The following is a 19,968-nucleotide window of genomic DNA, read 5'->3' on the forward strand; positions in this document are numbered from 1 at the left end:
GACGCTCTCCTCACTTGCTCAGTGAAAACCCTAGCGTATTAGCGATCGAGTCTTTCGCTAGTCCAGTAGGTTGCCATACGTCAGTGTGAGGCATGCGAAGGCATTTTAATGATGGCGCTAGTTGGATCAGTTTTTCAATGTAAGCTGTATCTATTACATTAACTGAAATGAGTAGTTCAAGTAAATTTATGCCTTTGGCTTCTACATATTCCTTGTCGCGCTCATCGAAGCTTGATATCAGTGTCTTGACTGACTTTATAAGTTGTTGTTCTTCGTCCAGTCTTATGGCTATTCTGGATAATGCATATTCTTTTGAAATTGCTGAGTGCAATCCTGATGGGCAGAAACAAAGTAGAGATGCATAGTAACCTCTTTCCGAAGTGCGGCCGGTCGAAGCTATTTCAGCGAGCGATAGTTCATCTCGCAAACCTTTTGCGCGATAAGCATATCCGTCTTTTTTTTCATATTCAGTTATCGCATTGACAAGGTCGTTTGTAGTGGTTGATGTTAAGCCAACCAAGAGATCTTCACGTCTATCAATAAGTGTTCTGCCGTAAATATAAACAGACTGTGCGAGTCTTAAATTCCAGAATGACCATACAATACACAAGCTTTTTAGGCCGAATCGATTTTTTTCAGAGCAAATTTTTTTTATTAGGTTTATATCCCAGCTTGGGAATAGATCTTGAGTGCGCACGTTATCATCTTGGATAAAAGCTGGACGAACAAAAGAGCCAGGCACAATCAGACAAAAATCTTTGATGCGCTCGATGAACACAGTGGAAAATGCTTTTTCCGTAGCCAGTTCATTCGCAAACGATACGAGCTCCTCAGTAGCCGTTTTTTCTGCTTCAACGTCATCTGCTCGATAATGTACAGTGGTCGGTATACCGTTTATTCGCGAAGATCCTTCTCTACTCACAACGTGCTCCTTACTGTATTCGGAGAACGGAAGGACTAATGTTGTTGCGATTCTAGAGAAACTTTTAGGAAACCAGCGAAAAGCGAGCATCCATCCGGCTGAAGAGGCAGTCGCAATTAAATTGCGTTCGATGTCTTCATTGTCAAATATCTGACACTTGAACGCCGGGTTGTTTGCTTTGGTTTGTCTTAATTTTGCTTCTAAACCGGACGATGGTTCGGGGTTATAGAATCCAACAAACTGTTGGCATCCCCACTGCTGCATGTCTCCAAGCGGGGCTTTTTCGACGTCGCGTAGGATTGCGCCTTTGGAGTAGTTTTTGCAACTTACAAGCCAGCGCTCATCATTTACTCGGATAACAATATCGGCGCCGCCATCAGGTCCTCGGCCCACTGTTTTCTCGACTACAGCCCCATAAAGTGTAATAAAGAAGTCTTTCGCAAATTTCTCAAAAGCACTGACATCTGCCGATGGAGCTTTAGATGGAGGAATTTCGGAGAAGTCTAGTAAAGCCACTTGGTATCACCGGAATAGTTTAGTTTGATTTATTTGCAGCTGGCTTAAAGCGAGATTTTTTGCTGTTGGATATGATACTTCCAATTTTCGGTCTTTCAAAAAAATGGGCGGATTTGTTTTCCAAGGTGTACAAAAAAGGGGATATAAAATTGAATCCCCCCTTTTGTCCCTGGTTAAATCCTACTCGCAAGCTTTCAATCGCTCTCCATCAGTGCCACTGCCTTCACTGGTGTCAATCTCGCTGTTACGGTCAAGATGTATTTCCGTTGTCGGCCATTGGGGCGTAATGCTGATGCAACGGTTCAGGCCCTTCGCGTTCCACCAGTCGAGACGCATGAAGAACTCATCGTCAGGAAAAATATGTCCTGCATCACCCATTGTCTTTCCGGGCAGCAGTTCACCGCGAACGATGGTGTGCTGTGTGTTCAGGACGTAACTAATTTTCTTGGTGCCGTCTTTTGAGTAGTAAACGACAACTCGCGGGATAGCTACGTACCAACACGCCACAGCACCAATAAGAACCAGCCCTATCCACCGCCCAATATGCCGTGGTCGCTTTTCACTTGCAGACATGTTTTTGAACCCCTGTACCCCAGTCAGCGATTGGCACTGCCAACACTTTGTCCATGATGATTTGTGCAGTGACACCGCCGTTCGGATACTCCTTGTAGAGCTCCATTCCCAGGATGATCGACACCCTATCTGGAGCATCGTCCCATGCTCGCATCCCTTCGACTTCTTCCGTCTTTCGTGGGCCATCAAACCTCTTGGGGTCTTTGAGGAAGCGCCAACTGTCTGAGCCTATTTGCTCAACTCCAGCGCCGTCCAATTGCATGCTGTCGGAGAGTCCACCGGCTAAGCCGACATACCCATAATGGATGTTCGACCAGATATCGTAGTAGAAGTCATACGCTCCTTGTTTGTGCCAAGGTGCGCCAAACAGTTTGGCCAATTTGGGCTTGTGATCCCAATCCTGACCCTGACCCACCTGTTTCGTCCAGATGGCGAAAGCCATCGCCTTTTTTCCAAGTGCCATGTTGTAAAACTGGGGGTCTTGCCCTAGGCGCAGGTAGAGCGGAAGCTCCATGAACTTCTTGGTTTCTGCCTCAGGATCGAAGCTGTTTAGTTCTTTCATTTCCAAGACTGCCGGGTCTTTGATATTGCGGTTCATCTCATCGGCGATGTAACCGGCCAGTTGCTCCATCATGTCAGGGTCTTTGCACGTAGTAGGTGCTTCAGGCTCTGTCTTCGCTTCGGGTTTTTCGGTGCTTGCTTGCGGATCTACCAAGGCATTCGCAGCCAGAGCCTTCTCTTTCAAATTTGGATTAGAGAGCAAGGTCGCCATCTTCTCATCGTCCACGGTGCCATCTGGACGGAACGCTCCCAGCGCCATGAAGTTGATGATAGTTGCACCGCCAGCATCGCCCATTACAAACCCGCCACCTACATCGCCTGACCCGGTGATGATGGTTCCGCCATGGCTGGTAGGACTGCCAAGGTGGGCCATAGGACGGCCATTCACTTGAATCGATGGAAACCCTGTGGTGATTACGGCGCCACAACCACATGTATCGCCAACACGTGCGGAGCCCATAAAGTTGATATTTACGTCGCCACTTGCGGAGGCAATCGGGGTGGTGCCATGGCCAGGCAAAGGACAGACATGCTTGTCACCCAGTCGTGCAGAAGAAATCATGTATCGTCCTTGAGTCTTTGCGAGGTGTTCCAGCTTGGAGCTGGGTAGTCTGACTTTATCGGGAAGCTCAAACAATGGCTGCAAGACAAATCCCAAAAGTCTTGCTGAAAACCTTCCGCGTTCCGTGTCGGTTGCTTACTAAAAACGATACCGGGTCTTGGTGAATCGCCCGTAGTTTCGTAGACACATCCGACTGACTCCTTTTGGCCGGTCGCTGCCTATCATGAAGGGCAGCAACCGGCCAGAAGCTGACATTCCGTGTGCTTAAAAATTAGGAGTGATGCAAAGTGGTCGGGAGGAACCTCAGCTTCGTACAGCTAGTGAGTCGACTTCGTGATGTCAAAGCAGTATCGTCAGTTACGGCTATTTGATAGTAGCCTTGAGCAGGGAGAGCAAAACATGGGCGTGATGAAAAAAGTAATATCTGGCGAGGCTATGCCATTTTTGGCGCGCTTTGCGATCGCAAGAACGGGCGAGGACAGATTGCCCGGTTACTACTCAACCGAAATGGCGATGTGGGTCGTAGATTCAGAAACTGGCCCTGTTCCCATTATTGACCATTTTGCGTTAGCCGAGCTTATGACGAAGACCAAAGTGAACGCGGAGCAGGATGACGAAGGCCTTTATTCGCTGGACGAGCTGAAAACTATAACTGAGGTACGGGCAGAAAGTGATGATGTTGACTCTGCAATGAGCCATCTGTTGGAACTGGTGACCAAGACAGACACCGTTGTCGAAAAAGATGATGCTGCGAACGATTTCAACCAGTTTTTGGAGCTCGTTACCAAGACCAATGTGCAGGTGGAAAAAGATGATAACGGCGATCCGGCGTCTGGCTTGGAGTCTCAGTATTTCAACGATTAGCCAAAGGAATGACGATGATTTTATTGGTTACCAATCGACGGGATATAACGATGGACTATGTGGTCGCCGAACTAAGGCGCCGCGAGATACCGTTTTACCGGCTCAACACTGAACTCTTGCCGCAGTCAATCAGTACCATGTCGGGGCGAGAGCGTAGAAAATGGTCGATTCGCATCGGCGACCACGAGATTCGAGGAGACCAGGTCACGGCAGCCTACTTCCGCCGTCCTGGAGCACCTAATGCCTTGGATTCCGTGAAGGATCAAGCCGAGAAGAGATACGTGGAGTCCGAGTGGGGTAGTTTTCTCAAAAGCTTGTATATGCGTCTTGAAGATATCTGGTTTAGTAGCCCTACGCAGATATTTTTAGCTGAAGACAAACCTCGACAATTAATCCTCGCTCACGAACTGGGTTTCGACATACCAGAAGGCTGCGTTACTAATGATTGGACGTTGGTGAAGAAGCTGACAAATCAGCACCGATCGATTGGAAAACCTTTGCGAGAAGCCGTTCTTTCTGGCGATAACGAGCGTGTAATGTTCACTCATCGCATCGATGAGCTGAATGAGAGCGATGCTGAAGCTGTCGCACTAGCTCCCTTCATTGTTCAAAAGGAAATTCTTAAACGTTACGATGTGCGGGTAACGGTGGTCGGTACCAACATTTTCGCGACTGCAATTTGGTCGCAGACCAATGCAGAGACTGAAGTAGATTGGCGTCAGGGCACTCGAACCGATTTGAAACATGAGAGGATTGAGCTCGAGGAATCGATTAGTCGTCGCTGTATTGCTCTCGTTAGGGCGCTAGGGCTGAAATTTGGTGCCATCGATTTTGTGTGCGACCAAGAGGGCAAGCTTTGGTTTTTGGAGGTCAACCCGAACGGACAATGGGCGTGGATAGAGAACTTGACGGGTTATCCGATTTCCAAAGCCATTGTTGACGAGCTGGAAGAGATATCCTTCGGATGAACAGAATTCGCGAGTTTGTTTGGCCCATTCTCGAAAAGCAAACTGTCGCGGAGGCCCAAGCCCTAAGCGATTCTGAGAGCAAGCTTCGGGCCTCCATTCAGCAGGATAATTGGAGCCCAGGCGCCGCTGTTGCGCTTGATGAGGCACGTCGTCTTTATGATGCAGAAGCTGAACGCCGCAGAAGCGCTGACACAAAAGCTGGAATCTACTTTGCCGCGATCACTGCGCTTGTGCCGGTTTTGACATCTCTTATCCCCAGTATCTGGAACGATAAGGCGAGCGCAATATTTTCGGGTGCGTCACTACTGATATTTGCATTGGCCGTCTGTTACTTGGTCAACGCCGGCCTGTGGGCATTTCATACGCTGAGGGTATCTCAATTTAACCAAATTCATTCGAGTGATTTGGTCCGCCTCGCAGGTAGCTCCGAATCTCCAACGACACTCATCAAGGAAATCACACTTGCCATCCACTTGAATTATCCGTTGGTGAACGAAAAAGTTACCTGTATAAAAATGACCCATGTTTTTCTATTGCGAGCATTTTTGACTTTCGCATTGCTGATGGTTATTCAGGGTCTTTGGCCTCCAGTGACGTCCGCATTTGATTGGGCTAAAAAGAAATACTTACCCAGCAATCCCGCTCCAGTAGTGATGTGCTACTCGTGACATAGATCTATGAGTCGCCCGTAGTTTCGTAGATTCATTTGGAGGTATACCTTTGGCCGATAGCAGGCGCTCGCGAGAGACTTTGCGGATGCAAGAACTACGAAGTAGAGGGAGCCTGCTTCAATTCTATTGGTGCATTCTAAATGCTATAATTTAATGCGCCACGATATCAAACTACTAGGCGGAAATTTTATGGACGAGTTCTCGTTAGAAAAAAAGTCAGACAGTATTCATTATGGCAGGACAAAAGAATATTTCAGAGAGGTTTTGTCTTCATATCAAAACGGAAATTATAGATCGGCAGTCGTGATGCTTTGGTCGGTAGCGATATGCGACATTGTTTATAAGTTACAAAATCTGATCGATCTGTATGATGATGGGTCAGCGAAGGCGATATTAGATGAGGTCAGTAAGATTCAAGAGCTAGATCAGAAATCTGCCGCTTGGGAACTGAAGTTGATTGATGAGGTAAATGATAAAACAAATTTGCTGGATAGTTCCGAATACGAAAATTTGAGATATCTGCAAAAGCAAAGACACCTTTCAGCGCATCCTGTTTTGAACAGGGAGCGTGAGCTGCATTCACCTAACAAAGAAACCGTTAGAGCATTAATTCGAAATACTTTGACCGATGTTTTAATCAAGCCTCCTTTCTATACCCAGCATATTCTTCAAGAATTACTTGATGATATTTCAGAGTCTCGCGAGATACTTAATGACAGATCAAAAGTAAAAAAATATGTTGTGAATCGGTATTTTGATAGAACTACCGTGCCAGTTGAGTTAAATATATTTCGTTCGCTATGGAAGATTGTGTTTAGAGTTGAAAATGAGCAGTGTGAAACTAACAGACTGATCAATCTTCATGTGCTTGAGGTGATAGCTACCAGAAATAAAGCTTTGCTTCCTGAAGCAATACGAGGAGATGTTGATTTCTTTAGCAATCTGGCTAGCGCTGGTAGCCCTTTGCAATATCTTATATTCTTCCTTTCTGAAAATCACGAATTGTTCCCCATTTTAAGCGACGCTGCTCGTCTAAAAGTTGAACATTATATTGAGAGCGACCCTATAGGTAAAACTGCAGGATGGTTTGTAAAGGAGAATATTTTCAAGCATGGCGATGATCTACAGGAGTGGATTGTAAAAGACAAGCCAGTTTTCAGTTCATACCAATTTGATTACATACTTAAACTCTCCGATTCTGAAGAATGGCAAGAGAAGTTCTGTATGATTGCCTCAACTTACTACGGAGTCAGCACAAACTATGATCAGGCGGATTCGCGCTTTCAAGTATCGATCCCCCAGTACATAAAGCTATTTAATGAAAACTCCATTAAATATCTGGCCGGACAAATTGAAAAAAACTCTCAATGCCACGATAGAGGTCGCGCTCGCCATGATTACACAATCATCAAAGCGAGAATAGATGAATTGTTTGGAGGCGCATTTGACTATACAGATTATTACTGGTTTAGCAGAAAGCTTGGCCTTGCTGACTGAGCTATAAATCCGATCTCCAAGGGCGTGAGGTTGAGCGTCAGCTTATGGCCGAAAGCTGCCTGTCGCGAAGCTGTAATCGCCCCCAAACGAACGACACAAAGAGCAGTTTTTTTGCGATAACGCGAGAGGTCAGTCCTGACGCCATCGCGAGCAAGCCTCGCTCCTACAGAAGAACGGCGTGTCTCAGGCGAGGATTTCGAATGAGGTGCCGGCAAGGCATTCACCAGAATGCGCACTGCATATTTGCCCACATAGTGCTTGCGCGTGGTGAGCTCCTTGATCTGCTGACCACGACAGCGGAAAAAAGGGATGGATGTATTTTCCAACAAGGACCGAAAAATACACCAATTCCCGTTTTAGCTTCTCAACTCCCGACACCACCTTTGCCTAGTTAATGCCCCCCATGCCATGGCCATCAATCCACAGGTAGACTCCCTCACTTCTCATAGCATCGGAGGCATCATGAAGTACATTCTCTGGGTCGTTCTTAGCGGCGCGTCGCCCGTTGTATCGATTGATCATGCTGAGTACGAGAATCTGGAGGCATGTCAGTACGCAGCTGAACAGCTCAAGGAAGAAGTCGGGCAGGGTCAGATCGGTGTTCACACCAGATGCACACCCACGAAAAAGACAAAATAAAGCGCGGCCATCAGGCGATGTTGTCATTTTTGATGTGCTGGCAAGATTGGTCTGGGAAGAGCGGGGTGGATTTACTTAACAGGCAATCGGTGCCTGGATGTGTAGCGGCTGATGAGCGGCGCGAGGTTGCGTTTGAGGACGTTGTCTTCGCATGCCGGGAAACGCGGTTTTTCTGAAAGAACCAGCTGCCTGATTTCACGACTGCTTCGCAGCCGAACGGGGATAAATCCCCTCGCCACGAGGCAGCGGCTTCAGGTTATGCGAGGATTTCGAAGGAGGTGGTGGCGAGGCGTTCGCCATTCACCAGGATGTGCACCGCATGTTTCCCCACATAGTGCTTCCGAGTAGTCAGCTCCTTGATCTGCAGCCCACGACTAACCCGTTCAGTCACCCCACCAGCCAACGTCAACGCCTTAAGCTTGAACACCTTCGCCGAAGTGCTGCCATTGGCCTTCACATAATCAATCGCATAATCAATCACCAACCGCTGACTCTCCGCCACCGTGGATTTGACCGCAAACGACAACGTAATCTTCTCCCCCAACCGAATCACCGCCGGCTCTACCTTCACCCCAACAATCTCAACCTCCGCTTTACCACTCGCCCCAATAATCGCCAACGCCCGCTGATTCCCCTGCTTAATCAAACTGCGCAGCGCATGCTTGGCAATCCACGCGGTGTGCTTGTTCTCCAGCGACCACCCCTCAATCAAGTCCAGCACCCACTCCGGATGGTCCTTGGTAATGTCATTCAGGTGATTGGCCACGGACTTGCGCACGTAAAGGCTGTCATCCGCCTTGAGGTTGTCGAGAATCGCCGCCGCCAACGTCGGATCACTCTGAATCTGCTCCAACCGAAACGACCACGGCAACCGCGGTCGACTGCCTTCGCTGGCCAGGCGCCGCACATGTTCATTGTCATCCCGGGACCATGCCTTCATCAGCGCCAATGACCGCTGCAGATCGCTGCGCAGAAAATACCGAATCGCAAATTCCGCAGAGCCAAACGCGGTGAAGTACTTGAGCGCGTCCATCGATTGCTCGAAATCATGCGCGCCATACATCGCCACGTAATGCGGCAGGGAGATGCTGACAAACCCGCTGTTGAGGCGGGGGGCGAGGGCGCGCAGGACTTCGAGGGATTTGTCGTAGTCCAGCGGCAGCACGGCGTGCAGGCATTCGCTGACGCGGGCCATGCGTTGCATGATCGACAGGTCGGCGAGGCCGTCGTTGGCCATTTTCAGGAAGGCTTTGGCGTTGAAGGCCGGGTAGACCGCCGTCATTTCGGTGGCGATGTGCTTGAGGCGTTCGGCGTTGAAGATTTCCTTCAGCGCCGGGGCAGGTTGTTCGGCGGCGGTCATGGTCGGGTCCGTTCGAGGGGGCCGGTCAGGTTATCGGGGTACTGATGAAGGCCTCAAGCTTTTCTGCTCGTGCGGTGAATTTCGCGATAGTTGCAGGCTCACAGGTCAAATCATTCCCCCGGGGGATCGACGTTCGCTGACGCTGACGATGGACGCTCGGGCCGGTTCAGGAGGGGAGTTGAGTGGGTCCATACGGACGGTGCCTGTGAAGTACGCTTCAGGGGCTTTTATCGAGGGTTGCGAGCCTGCGCGCTTGAGGATCATGATCCGGTCCTATTGATAAATGAACAGGAAATTTTATGGGCCTCACGCTCCACATACACTCTCTGCATGTCCTGGAGTAAAGCGACCCATGGAAGCCAACCGTTTTGGTGACATCGCTGCATTTGTCTGCGCCGTAAAGGCTGGAAGCTTTACCGCGGCGGCGGCCTCTCTCGGTCTGACCCGGTCGGCGGTGGGGAAAAGCATAGTTCGCCTGGAAAGCCGGATGGGCGCACGGCTTCTCAATCGCACGACGCGCAAACTGAGCCTGACTGACGAGGGGCAGGTGGCCTTTGAGCGCTGGCGTCAGATTCTCGAAGACCTGGATGAAGTGGAAGCGACCATGGCCTTGCGCCGAGGGCGGCCCACCGGGACCTTTAAGCTCACGGCACCGCTGTCCTTTGGTCAGCGCCACATTCTGCCGATTCTGGATGCTTATCTGAAGCAGTGGCCTGAACTGCGGGCGGATGTCTGGTTTACCGATCGCTTTGTTGATCTGGTCGAGGAGGGCATCGACATCGCCATACGAATTGGCATGCCCAAAGATGACTCCCAATTATTTACCCGTACCGTGGCTTGGCAGCAATTCGCGACGTGTGCATCGCCTGCTTATCTGGCCCAACGCGGCGTGCCGCAAACGCCCGCTGACCTTGTCGGGCATGACACCATCGCTTTGTTCGGTGGCGAGCGGCCGACCGTCTGGCGTTACCAGACACCTGCCGGCGTTCATCTTTACGAACAGCCAGGGCGACTGAACATCGACAGTTCAGAAGCCACGCGAGAAGCGGCGCTGGCAGGCATCGGCCTGATTCATCTGCCGACCTACATTACGGGGAACGACCTGCGCGATGGCACGTTAGTGGAAGTGTTGAAACCCTATCGCGCACCTCCTGATCCCATCAGAGTCGTCTACACCAGCAAGCGCCACCTGTCCCCCCGCGTTCGCAGGTTTATTGACCTGTTGATCGAGCGTTGGGAAACAGGAGTGCCTTGGGAAAGATAGCGATATTGGGGACTCAGCGGACCGTGTAACGGTCGCGAACTGCTGTTTATCCAGCCTGAGGAATCAATAAATATGTCAGTCATCGTCACTCACGGGACTGCCATCATGACTACCGCCACACACTTCTCTCCGCCAGGTCAACCTGCGACTTTACTGACTGCCCATCCTTCGCTTGAGCGCCATCCCGGGTTTCAACGCTTGTTTAAACCGCAGGCGCTCACGATTGGCCTGATTTTGCCCCTCGAAACCCACCCGGGCCGACCAGCGCCGACCATGCGTGATCACGTGGAGATGGCGCAACGCGCCGAAGCGCTGGGCTTTGGTGCCTTGTGGATGCGCGACATACCTTTCTACGACCCGGATTATGGCGATGTGGCGCAGATCTTTGAGCCGCTGGTCTACATCGGTTACCTGGCCGCCGCCACCCGCAGCATTGTCTTGGGCACCACGGGTATTGTGCTGCCGACCCGTGATCCGATGTATCTGGCCAAGCAAGCGACGTCCCTCGATCAACTCAGTGAAGGTCGACTGGTGTTGGGGCTGTCCTCGGGTGATCGATACAGTGATTACCCGATGCTGGGCATCGATTATGAATCCCGTGGTGATCGCTACCGTGATGCCTTTTCGGTGTTTCGAACCTTGATCGAGCAGAGCTTTCCGCGTTTTCGCTCCGAGCGATTCGGTGGCTCACACGGAAACCTGGACCTGGTGCCGAAAGCGCCGTATGGCCGCGTCCCGTCAATTGCTGTTGGCCAGGCGCAACAGAGCGTTGAATGGTTGGCTCAGCACCTTGATGGCTATCTTGCCGGCGTCCAAAGCCCGGAGCGGTTGGCATCGTTGGGCGAAAGCTGGCACGCCGCCGTGCAGGAGGCAGAGAACCGCAACGCTTTCAAACCGTTGGGCCTGGGCGGCTATTTCGACCTCAGCGACAACCCGGATCAGCCATTCCAGCGCATCCAGGGCGGCTTCCGGGCGGGGCGCAACGGCCTGCGCAATTACCTGGAGCACGCGCAATCTGCCGGCGTTTCGCATATCGCGCTCAACCCCAAGGTCAGCCGTCAACCCTATGGCGAAATCCTCGACGAACTCGGCGAGTACGTTCTGCCGTACTTTCCGTCACATGCCTGAGATCACGCGGAGGAATCACTCATGTCATCACTTTTCGACTCTTACGACCTCGCGGATCAGGTGCTGCCCAATCGCATCGTCATGGCGCCGATGACCCGCGCTCGTGTCGAGGGCACCGTGCCGTCTGAAGACATGGCGACCTACTACGCCCAGCGCGCCGGAGCCGGTCTGATCATCAGTGAAAGCGCGCAGGTCTCTCCACAGGGACGTGGCTACTTGTTTACCCCGGGGATCCACAGCGCAGCGCAAATTGAAGGCTGGAAGCGCGTGACTGATGCGGTTCATCAAGCCGGGGGACGCATGTTCCTCCAGCTCTGGCATGTGGGGCGCGTCTCGCATTCTTCCTTGTTGGACGGACGCTCACCTGTCGCGCCTGTGGCCATGCCGGCCAGTCAAACGCTGGTGCATGCTTACGACAGCGACGGCAAGCCTGCGCAAGTTGCGGTGAGTGCGCCCGTGGCTTTGGATGCAGACGGGATTCGGCAGGTCATTGCAGACTTTCGCCTGGCCTCGGCCAATGCAATGTCGGCAGGTTTTGACGGCGTTGAAATTCACGCCGGCAACGGGTATCTGTTTGAACAGTTCATCAACGGCGGCTTCAACACGCGTGAAGACCGTTACGGTGGTGCACCGATCGCGAATCGCCTGCGATTGCTGCTTGAGACGGTCGATGCGGTGAGTGCGCAGATCGGCAGTTCGAAGGTGGGTGTACGCGTGTCGCCTTTTGCCCACCTGGCGGATCTGCACCCGTTCGATGGCGAAGAGGCCACTTGGCTCGCTCTGGCTGGAGCACTGTCGCAACGCCAGATTGCCTACTTGCATGCGAGCCATCTCGGCACGGTGGACTTTCAAAAAGACTTCCGCGCAGCTTACGACGGCACCTTGATGGTGTCGGGCGGGTTCAATCTTGAAACAGCGCAGCAGGCCATCGAAGAAGGATTAAGCGACCTGGTGGTTTTTGGCCGGCCATTTATAGCCAATCCCGATCTGGTCAATCGCTTGCGCCATGGCTGGCCACTGGCCGAAGCGGGAAGGGAGGCTTACTACGGCGGGGGAGCGCATGGCTACATCGATTATCCCGCGTACTCGTCGCCAGTCGCAGAAAGTGCATAGTGGACCCGTCGTGCAGCGCCGGGGCAGGTTGTTCGGCGGCGGTCATGGTCGGGTCCGTTCGAGGGGGGCGGTCAGGATATTGGGGTACTGATGAAGGCCTCAAGCTTTTCTGCCTGCGCGGTGAATTCGGCTATACGCGGGAAACGTGTGGCATCGACTTGATCCGGGGTCACTAGGTTGGTGAAGCTCCAGGCAACGGCGAGGGTGATGCCGTCTTGTCCGATCAAGGCGTCGTTTGCCAGAGGCTGTTTTTCCAGTTCGCGTTCAAGTGCTGAATAGGCTGCGGCGAGTTGGCCTTCGACGCGCTCAACCCAAGGCTGGTATTGAATCTCGGCGGGGCGCAGGTTGCGTTCGTAGTAAAGCTGCACGGACTTTTCGCACGCCGCCAACCCGAGCCCGATTAGGCGCCATGCGTGCAGCCGTTGCTTGAGGTCGTCGGGCATCAGGCTTTTGCCGGGACCGGCCAAGGCTTCGAGGTAGTCGATGATCAGGGTCGAGTCGATCAACACTTCGCCGTCGTCCAGCACCAGGGTCGGCGCCTTGACCACGGGGTTGATCTGCTGGAAGTGCTCGAAGTGGCGGAACACGGAAACCGACTCGTGCTCCAGGTCGATGCCCAAATGCTTAGCGGAAATGGCCACGCGCCGCACGTAGGGCGAATCCAGCATGCCGATCAGTTTCATTGCGCCACTCCTTCAGGTGTCCATGTCGGGATGGACTACCTTAGCTGAGGTTCGGCGACGTGCAAACGGTGCGGGGCTAATCCTCGAAACCGACCTGTTCGTGAATCTCGTCAACCTTCAATTCCAGGCGATAGGCCACGGCGATGAACAGCGCCTGGCACAGGCACAACGTCGCGCTCAACGAGCGGAAGGCGAACGAGCTGCCTTCATTGACCAACAGCACGGTGTTGGCGCGTTTGGCCAGGGGCGAGAGGTTGCTGTCGGTGATGATCAGGGTTTTCGCCTGGTTGTGCTGGGCGATGCGCAGGCAGTGTTGGGTTTCCTTGCCGTAGGGCGTGAAGCTGATGGCGATGACCAGGTCATTGGCGCGCACGCTGCGCATCTGCTCGCGGTAGCTGCCGCCGAGGCCGGAGACCAGATGGATGCGCTTGTTGGTGTGTTGCAGGTTGTAGACCAGGTAATCGGCCACGGCGAACGAGCGGCGCACGCCGACCACGTAGATGTTGTCGGCATTGACCACCAGGTCCACGGCTTTGTCGAAGGCTTCGTCATCGAGCTCTTGCCCCAGTCGCTCGATGCCGGACAGGGTCGCGTCGATGCATTCGCGGGCGAGGTCGCCGCCGCTGGCTTTCTGCGATTTGTTGGCGATCATGCTGCGAATGCGCTGCTGGTAGTTCTGCACCGGCGTGGTTTTGTGCGTGTACGCCTCGCGGAACAGGGCCTGCATTTCGCTGAAACCGCTGAACCCGAAGCGCTGGGAGAACCGCACGATGGCCGAGGGGTGGACTTCGCACTCGCGGGCGATGTCGCTGATGCGGTCGACCATGATCCGGTCGCTTTGCTGGCTCATGTAGCTGGCGATGCGTTTGAGCTGGCGCGGCAGGCTTTCGTATTCGTTGGTGATCAGCTGCAGCAGACGCTCGGCATTGATCGGGGGGCTGACGAGATCGCTGTCGGGCGTGCTCTCGGTCGTAGCCGGCTGATCGGTGCGGGACATAGGGAATCCTTCTGGCTTGTTCTTATAGGGCTGACTTGCGTGTCATCCCCTGACAATAGGTTGGCTGTGCGCAGTCTACAGGGTAGGCCGGAATAAAATCTTGAGCTTGCGGCCGGCGTGAGGTTTGCTGAAACGATGCACTGTGTCTGGAATGCTTTTGTAAAAGTTTATTGGAAAAAATATTCCACGTAAAAATTATTTGGAATAATTATTGATTGTTCGGTCCCGGTCGTTTTAGTCTGCATCCCACCAAGAGCGTTCGGCGCCTGAAACGCCCCGAACGCAGGCTGATAAAAATAACAGGAGCCAGCATGGGCCAGACTCGTTTTGCCAGTGGGCGTCAATTGGATCTGATTTGCCTGGGGCGCCTCGGCGTCGACCTCTATGCGCAGCAAGTCGGGGCGCGGCTCGAGGATGTTTCAAACTTCGCCAAATACCTTGGCGGGTCCTCCGCCAACATTGCTTTCGGCACTGCGCGGCTGGGCCTGAAATCGGCGATGTTGAGCCGGGTAGGGGACGACCACATGGGTCGCTTCCTGCTGGAATCCCTGGCCCGCGAAGGCTGCGACGTCAGCGGCGTCAAGGTTGATCCGGAACGCCTGACCGCCATGGTCCTGCTCGGTCTCAAGGACCGCGAAACCTTTCCTTTAGTCTTCTACCGCGAAAACTGCGCCGACATGGCGCTGCGAGCCGAGGACATCAGCGAGGCCTTTATTGCCTCCAGCAAAGCCTTGCTGATCACCGGCACCCATTTCTCCACCGACGGCGTCTACAAGGCGAGCATCCAGGCGCTGGATTACGCCCAGAAGCACAACGTCAAACGCGTGCTGGATATCGACTATCGCCCGGTGCTGTGGGGGCTGGCCGGCAAGGCTGATGGCGAGACGCGATTCGTCGCCGATCAGAATGTCAGCCAGCATGTGCAGAAAATCCTGCCGCGTTTTGATCTGATTGTTGGCACTGAAGAAGAGTTTTTGATTGCTGGCGGTTCGGAGGATTTGCTCACGGCGTTGTGTAATGTCCGGCGTTTGAGTGATGCAACGTTAGTGGTGAAGCTCGGGCCGCAGGGTTGCACGGTGATTCACGGGGTGATTCCGGTGCGCCTTGAAGACGGGGCGATTTACCCTGGCGTTCGGGTGGAAGTGCTCAACGTGTTGGGGGCCGGCGATGCGTTTATGTCGGGCTTCCTCAGTGGTTGGCTGGAGGATGCCAGTGACGAGCGCTGCTGCCAGTTGGCCAATGCTTGCGGCGGTCTGGTGGTGTCGCGCCATGCCTGCGCCCCGGCGATGCCGACCCGCGCTGAACTCGATTACCTGTTCAATAGCCCGGTGCCGATTACCCGGCCGGATCAGGACGCGGTGTTGCAGCGGCTGCACCAGGTCAGTGTGCCGCGCAAACAGTGGCGGCAGCTGTTCATCTTTGCCTTTGATCATCGTGGGCAACTGGTGGAATTGGCGCACAAGGGTGGTCGTGACCTGAGCGCTATCTGCGAACTCAAGCAACTCTTTATCAAAGCCGTGGAGCGGGTTGAAACCGATTTGCGTGAGCAGGGTATTGATGCCGATGTTGGGCTGCTGGCTGATCAGCGTTTCGGCCAGGACTCGCTGAATGCCGCCACCGGTCGTGGCTGGTGGGTGGCGCGGCCTGTGGAAGTGCAGGGCTCGCGGCCTTTGGCGTTTGAACATGGTCGCTCGATCGGCAGCAACCTGATTGCCTGGCCGCAAGAGCAGATCATCAAGTGCCTGGTGCAATTCCATCCTGATGACGAGCCGTTGCTGCGCCTGGAACAGGAAGCGCAGATCAAGGGTTTGTATCAGGCCTCCCAAGTCAGTGGGCATGAACTGCTGCTGGAAATCATCCCGCCGAAGGATCATCCGTCGACCCACCCGGACGTGCTGTATCGCGCGCTGAAGCGCCTCTACAACCTCGGCATCTACCCGGCGTGGTGGAAGATCGAAGCGCAGAGTGCCGAGGAGTGGAAGCAACTTGATGAGCTGATTCAGGAGCGCGATCCGTATTGCCGTGGTGTGGTGTTGTTGGGGTTGAATGCGCCGGCGTCTGCCCTGGCCGAAGGGTTTCAACAGGCCCGGCTGAGTCAGACGTGCCGAGGTTTCGCCGTGGGCCGGACGATATTCCAGGAACCGAGCCGCGCATGGCTGGCCGGTGAAATCGACGATGAAGCGCTGATCCGCCAGGTGCAGGACACCTTCGTCGAACTCATCGACGCTTGGCGCACCGCCCGCGTATGACGCAACACCGCGTTATCGTTCTTCGCGGGCAAGCCTCGCTCCTACGGTATTGCGGTGATTTGTAGGAGCGAGGCTTGCCCGCGAAGACGGCCTCAGACCCAACGGAAATTTAAAAAACAACAAAAGGTGCAGCCATGCCCGCTATCCGAATTGGCATCAACCCGATCTCCTGGAGCAACGACGACTTGCCGTCCCTCGGTGGCGAGACGCCGCTGAGCACTGCGTTGAGCGAAGGCAAGGAGATCGGTTACGAAGGTTTCGAACTCAACGGCAAATTCCCCAAGGATGCCAAAGGCGTCGGTGACGTGTTGCGGCCCTATGATCTGGCGTTGGTCTCGGGCTGGTATTCCAGCCGTCTGGCCCGTCGTTCGGTGGCGGAAGAAATCGACGCCATCGGCAGCCATGTCGAGCTGCTGGCGAAGAACGGCGCCAAGGTCCTGGTTTACGGTGAAGTGGCGGACTCGATCCAGGGCCAACGCATTCCCTTGGTCGAACGCCCGCGCTTCCACACCGAACAGGCCTGGCAGGAATACGCCGACAAGCTCACCGAACTGGCGCGTTTCACCCTGTCCCAAGGCGTGCGCCTGGCGTATCACCACCACATGGGCGCTTACGTCGAATCCCCGGCCGACATCGACAAGCTGATGGCGCTGACCGGCAGCGAAGTCGGTCTGCTGTTCGATTCGGGCCATTGCTATATGGGTGGTGGCGAGCCGTTGCAGGTGCTGCGCAAACACATCGAACGCATCTGCCACGTGCATTTCAAGGACGTGCGTAAACCGGTGATGCAACTGGCGCGCAACAACCTGTGGAGCTTTCCGGACTGCATCATCAACGGCACTTTCACCGTGCCCGGCGATGGCGACATCGACTTCGCCGCGCTGCTCGATGTGTTGCTGGCCAACGATTACCACGGCTGGCTGGTGGTCGAGGCCGAGCAAGACCCGGCCGTGGCACCGAGCTACGTTTACGCGAAAAAAGGCTACGACACCTTGCGTGCGTTGCTCGACGAGAGGATTGCGCGATGAGCCTGCTGGTCAAAAGCAACGCCCGTGGCCGGACGATGGTCGAGTTGGGCAAAGGTGAGCTGGAATACGTCGGCTTCGCCGCTTACCGCTTGAGCCTGGGCGAAACCTTGCCGGTGGCGGCGGGTGATAAAGAACTGTGCCTGGTGCTGCTCAGCGGCCGGATCAGCATCAAGGGCGAAGCACCGGGGCAGGGCGCCTTCGACTGGGACAACCTCGGCGATCGCCAGTCGGTGTTCGAAGACAAATCGCCGTTCGCCGCGTACTTGCCGCCCGGCAGTCAGGCCCAGGTCGTGGCGTTGAGCGATGTGCAGATCGCCGTCTGCGCCGCCCCGGGCTCAGCTGAAAAAGGCCTCGGCCCAAGGCTGATCAAACCCGAGAGCATGAAACGCAGCGTGCGTGGCAAGGGCGCCAACACCCGCTACGTCTGCGACATCTTGCCGGATACCGAGCCCGCCCATTCGCTGCTGGTGGTGGAAGTGCGCACGCCGTCGGGACACTCGTCGAGCTACCCGCCGCATAAGCACGACACCGACGACCTGCCGCACCAGAGCTTTCTCGAAGAAACCTATTACCACCAGATCAACCCGCCTCAGGGCTTCGTGTTCCAGCGCGTCTACACCGACGACCGCAGCATCGATCAAGCCATGGCCGTGGAAAACAGCGACCTCGTGGTCGTGCCCAAAGGCTATCACCCGGTCAGCGTGCCCTACGGCTACGAGTCGTATTACCTGAACGTGATGGCCGGCCCGAAACGCGTCTGGCAGTTCCATAACGATCCGCAGCACAGTTGGCTGCTCGATCTCTGAACTTAAAAGCCTGAATTCCATTTTCTGCACGGAGAACAAGAACAATGAGCAACGCCCCGGTCATCGGCCATTACATCGACGGTCAAGTGCAAGACAGCGGCAGCGAGCGGTTCAGCAATGTCTTCAACCCGGCGACCGGCGAGGTGCAAGCGCGCGTCGGGCTGGCCAGTCAGAAAACCGTCGATGACGCCGTTGCCTCGGCCCTGAAAGCATTCCCGGCCTGGTCCGAGCAATCGTCCTTGCGCCGTTCGCGGGTGATGTTCAAGTTCAAGGAACTGCTCGACCGTCATCACGATGAACTGGCGGAAATCATCAGCCGCGAACACGGCAAGGTATTCTCCGACGCCAAGGGCGAAGTCACCCGTGGCATCGAAATCGTCGAATACGCCTGCGGTGCGCCGAACCTGCTGAAAACCGAGTTCAGCGACAATATCGGCGGCGGCATCGACAACTGGAACCTGCGCCAGCCACTGGGCGTGTGCGCCGGGGTCACGCCGTTCAATTTCCCGGTGATGGTGCCGCTGTGGATGATCCCGCTGGCGTTGGTCACCGGTAACTGCTTCATCCTCAAACCCTCCGAGCGCGACCCGTCCGCCAGTTTGCTGATGGCCCGCTTGCTCACCGAAGCCGGGTTGCCGGACGGCGTGTTCAACGTGGTCCAGGGCGACAAGACCGCCGTCGATGCGCTGCTGCAACATCCGGACATCGAGGCGATTTCCTTTGTCGGCTCGACGCCGATTGCCGAGTACATTCACCAGCAAGCCACCTCGCGCGGCAAGCGGGTTCAGGCGCTGGGCGGTGCGAAGAATCACATGATCGTCATGCCCGATGCGGATCTGGATCAGGCCGCAGACGCCTTGATCGGCGCGGCTTTCGGTTCGGCGGGCGAGCGCTGCATGGCGATCTCGATTGCCGTTGCGGTGGGCGATGTTGGCGACCAGTTGATTGCCAAGCTGCTGCCGCGCATCGATCAGCTCAAGGTTGGCAATGGCATGCAGGGCGACAGCGACATGGGGCCGTTGGTGACGGCCGAACACAAGGCCAAGGTCGAAGGCTTCATAGATGAAGGCGTGGCCCAAGGCGCGCAGCTGATTGTCGACGGTCGCGGGTTCAAGGTGCCGGGCGCGGAGAACGGCTTCTTCGTCGGCGCGACGCTGTTCGATAACGTCACCACCGAAATGAGCATCTATCAGCAAGAGATCTTCGGTCCGGTGTTGGGCATCGTCCGCGTCCCGGATTTCGCCAGCGCCGTCGCTTTGATCAACGCCCACGAATTCGGCAACGGCGTGTCGTGTTTCACCAGCGACGGCGGCATCGCCCGCGCGTTTGCTCGCACCATCAAGGTCGGCATGGTCGGCATCAACGTGCCGATTCCGGTGCCGATGGCCTGGCACTCGTTCGGCGGCTGGAAGCGTTCGCTGTTTGGCGACCATCACGCCTATGGCGAAGAAGGCATCCGCTTCTACAGCCGCTACAAAAGCGTGATGCAACGCTGGCCCGACAGCATCGCCAAAGGCCCCGAATTCAGTATGCCGACAGCCAAATAATTCACCTGTGCGGAGAACAA

18 protein-coding genes are annotated in these 19,968 nt (G+C 54.8%); 12 read left to right on the forward strand and 6 right to left on the reverse strand.

What is annotated here, in order from left to right; translation table 11 throughout:
• Positions 1–10: 10 nt before the first annotated feature.
• The 3 genes from ACA053_RS11705 to ACA053_RS11715 form a co-directional block, all read right to left on the reverse strand.
• Positions 11–1,438: a restriction endonuclease gene (locus tag ACA053_RS11705; protein ID WP_497395548.1), complete on the reverse strand. Its 1,428-nt coding sequence runs from the start codon at positions 1,436–1,438 to the stop codon at positions 11–13.
• Between the two features lie 180 nt (positions 1,439–1,618).
• Positions 1,619–2,011: a hypothetical protein gene (locus ACA053_RS11710; protein ID WP_497395550.1), complete on the reverse strand. Its 393-nt coding sequence runs from the start codon at positions 2,009–2,011 to the stop codon at positions 1,619–1,621.
• The gene (locus tag ACA053_RS11715; RefSeq protein WP_497395552.1) at positions 1,998–3,134 is read right to left on the reverse strand and encodes a polymorphic toxin type 44 domain-containing protein; all 1,137 of its coding nucleotides are present in this window, start codon (positions 3,132–3,134) and stop codon (positions 1,998–2,000) included. Before ACA053_RS11715 ends, ACA053_RS11710 begins: the two co-directional genes overlap by 14 nt.
• Positions 3,135–3,533: 399 nt before the next feature.
• Between ACA053_RS11715 and ACA053_RS11720 the strand changes: the two genes are divergently transcribed.
• The 5 genes from ACA053_RS11720 to ACA053_RS11740 all read left to right on the forward strand — a co-directional run bounded on the left by ACA053_RS11720 (position 3,534) and on the right by ACA053_RS11740 (position 7,773).
• Positions 3,534–3,998 carry a hypothetical protein gene (locus ACA053_RS11720; protein ID WP_461674688.1) on the forward strand — a complete coding sequence of 155 codons (465 nt, stop codon included), beginning with the start codon at positions 3,534–3,536 and terminating at the stop codon, positions 3,996–3,998.
• A 14-nt stretch (positions 3,999–4,012) separates the two neighbouring features.
• Positions 4,013–4,966 (forward strand): MvdC/MvdD family ATP grasp protein, encoded by a 954-nt coding sequence (locus ACA053_RS11725; RefSeq protein ID WP_497395555.1) that lies wholly within the window; start codon positions 4,013–4,015, stop codon positions 4,964–4,966.
• Positions 4,963–5,634, forward strand: coding sequence for a hypothetical protein (locus tag ACA053_RS11730; RefSeq protein ID WP_497395557.1), 672 nt, complete (start codon positions 4,963–4,965; stop codon positions 5,632–5,634). Before ACA053_RS11725 ends, ACA053_RS11730 begins: the two co-directional genes overlap by 4 nt.
• A gap of 192 nt (positions 5,635–5,826) precedes the next feature.
• Positions 5,827–7,134 carry a hypothetical protein gene (locus tag ACA053_RS11735; RefSeq protein ID WP_497395559.1) on the forward strand — a complete coding sequence of 436 codons (1,308 nt, stop codon included), beginning with the start codon at positions 5,827–5,829 and terminating at the stop codon, positions 7,132–7,134.
• A 462-nt stretch (positions 7,135–7,596) separates the two neighbouring features.
• Complete coding sequence (locus tag ACA053_RS11740) at positions 7,597–7,773, forward strand: hypothetical protein (protein ID WP_497395561.1); 177 nt, start codon at positions 7,597–7,599, stop codon at positions 7,771–7,773.
• Positions 7,774–8,029: 256 nt separating this feature from the next.
• Here ACA053_RS11740 and ACA053_RS11745 read toward each other — a convergent pair whose 3' ends face one another.
• Positions 8,030–9,133 carry a DNA alkylation repair protein gene (locus ACA053_RS11745; RefSeq protein ID WP_497395563.1) on the reverse strand — a complete coding sequence of 368 codons (1,104 nt, stop codon included), beginning with the start codon at positions 9,131–9,133 and terminating at the stop codon, positions 8,030–8,032.
• Positions 9,134–9,485: 352 nt separating this feature from the next.
• On the opposite strand from ACA053_RS11745, the gene ACA053_RS11750 reads away from it, so the two are divergent.
• The 3 genes from ACA053_RS11750 (at position 9,486) to ACA053_RS11760 (ending at position 12,638) form a co-directional block, all read left to right on the forward strand.
• Positions 9,486–10,397: a LysR family transcriptional regulator gene (locus ACA053_RS11750; protein ID WP_497395565.1), complete on the forward strand. Its 912-nt coding sequence runs from the start codon at positions 9,486–9,488 to the stop codon at positions 10,395–10,397.
• A 105-nt stretch (positions 10,398–10,502) separates the two neighbouring features.
• On the forward strand, positions 10,503–11,525 hold the full coding sequence (locus ACA053_RS11755) for an LLM class oxidoreductase (protein ID WP_497395567.1): 1,023 nt from the start codon (positions 10,503–10,505) through the stop codon (positions 11,523–11,525).
• Between the two features lie 21 nt (positions 11,526–11,546).
• The gene (locus ACA053_RS11760; protein WP_497395569.1) at positions 11,547–12,638 is read left to right on the forward strand and encodes an alkene reductase; all 1,092 of its coding nucleotides are present in this window, start codon (positions 11,547–11,549) and stop codon (positions 12,636–12,638) included.
• 71 nt (positions 12,639–12,709) lie between these two features.
• On the opposite strand, the gene ACA053_RS11765 is transcribed toward ACA053_RS11760, so the two are convergent.
• Together ACA053_RS11765 and ACA053_RS11770 are read right to left on the reverse strand one after the other, a co-directional pair.
• A complete protein-coding gene (locus tag ACA053_RS11765; protein WP_497395571.1) occupies positions 12,710–13,321 on the reverse strand; it encodes a glutathione S-transferase in 612 nt (203 codons plus the stop codon).
• A gap of 76 nt (positions 13,322–13,397) precedes the next feature.
• Complete coding sequence (locus ACA053_RS11770; protein ID WP_109629879.1) at positions 13,398–14,318, reverse strand: MurR/RpiR family transcriptional regulator; 921 nt, start codon at positions 14,316–14,318, stop codon at positions 13,398–13,400.
• A gap of 311 nt (positions 14,319–14,629) precedes the next feature.
• On the opposite strand from ACA053_RS11770, the gene ACA053_RS11775 reads away from it, so the two are divergent.
• From ACA053_RS11775 to ACA053_RS11790, 4 genes are all read left to right on the forward strand, one after another.
• The gene (locus ACA053_RS11775) at positions 14,630–16,567 is read left to right on the forward strand and encodes a bifunctional 5-dehydro-2-deoxygluconokinase/5-dehydro-2-deoxyphosphogluconate aldolase (RefSeq protein ID WP_497395573.1); all 1,938 of its coding nucleotides are present in this window, start codon (positions 14,630–14,632) and stop codon (positions 16,565–16,567) included.
• A 134-nt stretch (positions 16,568–16,701) separates the two neighbouring features.
• Positions 16,702–17,595, forward strand: a complete 894-nt coding sequence (gene iolE, locus ACA053_RS11780) for a myo-inosose-2 dehydratase (protein ID WP_497395575.1) — start codon at positions 16,702–16,704, stop codon at positions 17,593–17,595.
• Positions 17,592–18,401, forward strand: a complete 810-nt coding sequence (gene iolB, locus ACA053_RS11785; RefSeq protein ID WP_497395577.1) for a 5-deoxy-glucuronate isomerase — start codon at positions 17,592–17,594, stop codon at positions 18,399–18,401. The genes iolE and iolB overlap by 4 nt, the downstream gene beginning before the upstream one ends.
• A 44-nt stretch (positions 18,402–18,445) precedes the next feature.
• The gene (locus ACA053_RS11790; protein WP_497395579.1) at positions 18,446–19,948 is read left to right on the forward strand and encodes a CoA-acylating methylmalonate-semialdehyde dehydrogenase; all 1,503 of its coding nucleotides are present in this window, start codon (positions 18,446–18,448) and stop codon (positions 19,946–19,948) included.
• Positions 19,949–19,968 lie beyond the last annotated feature (20 nt).

The sequence above is a fragment of the Pseudomonas sp. LBUM1672 genome, assembly GCF_059695655.1.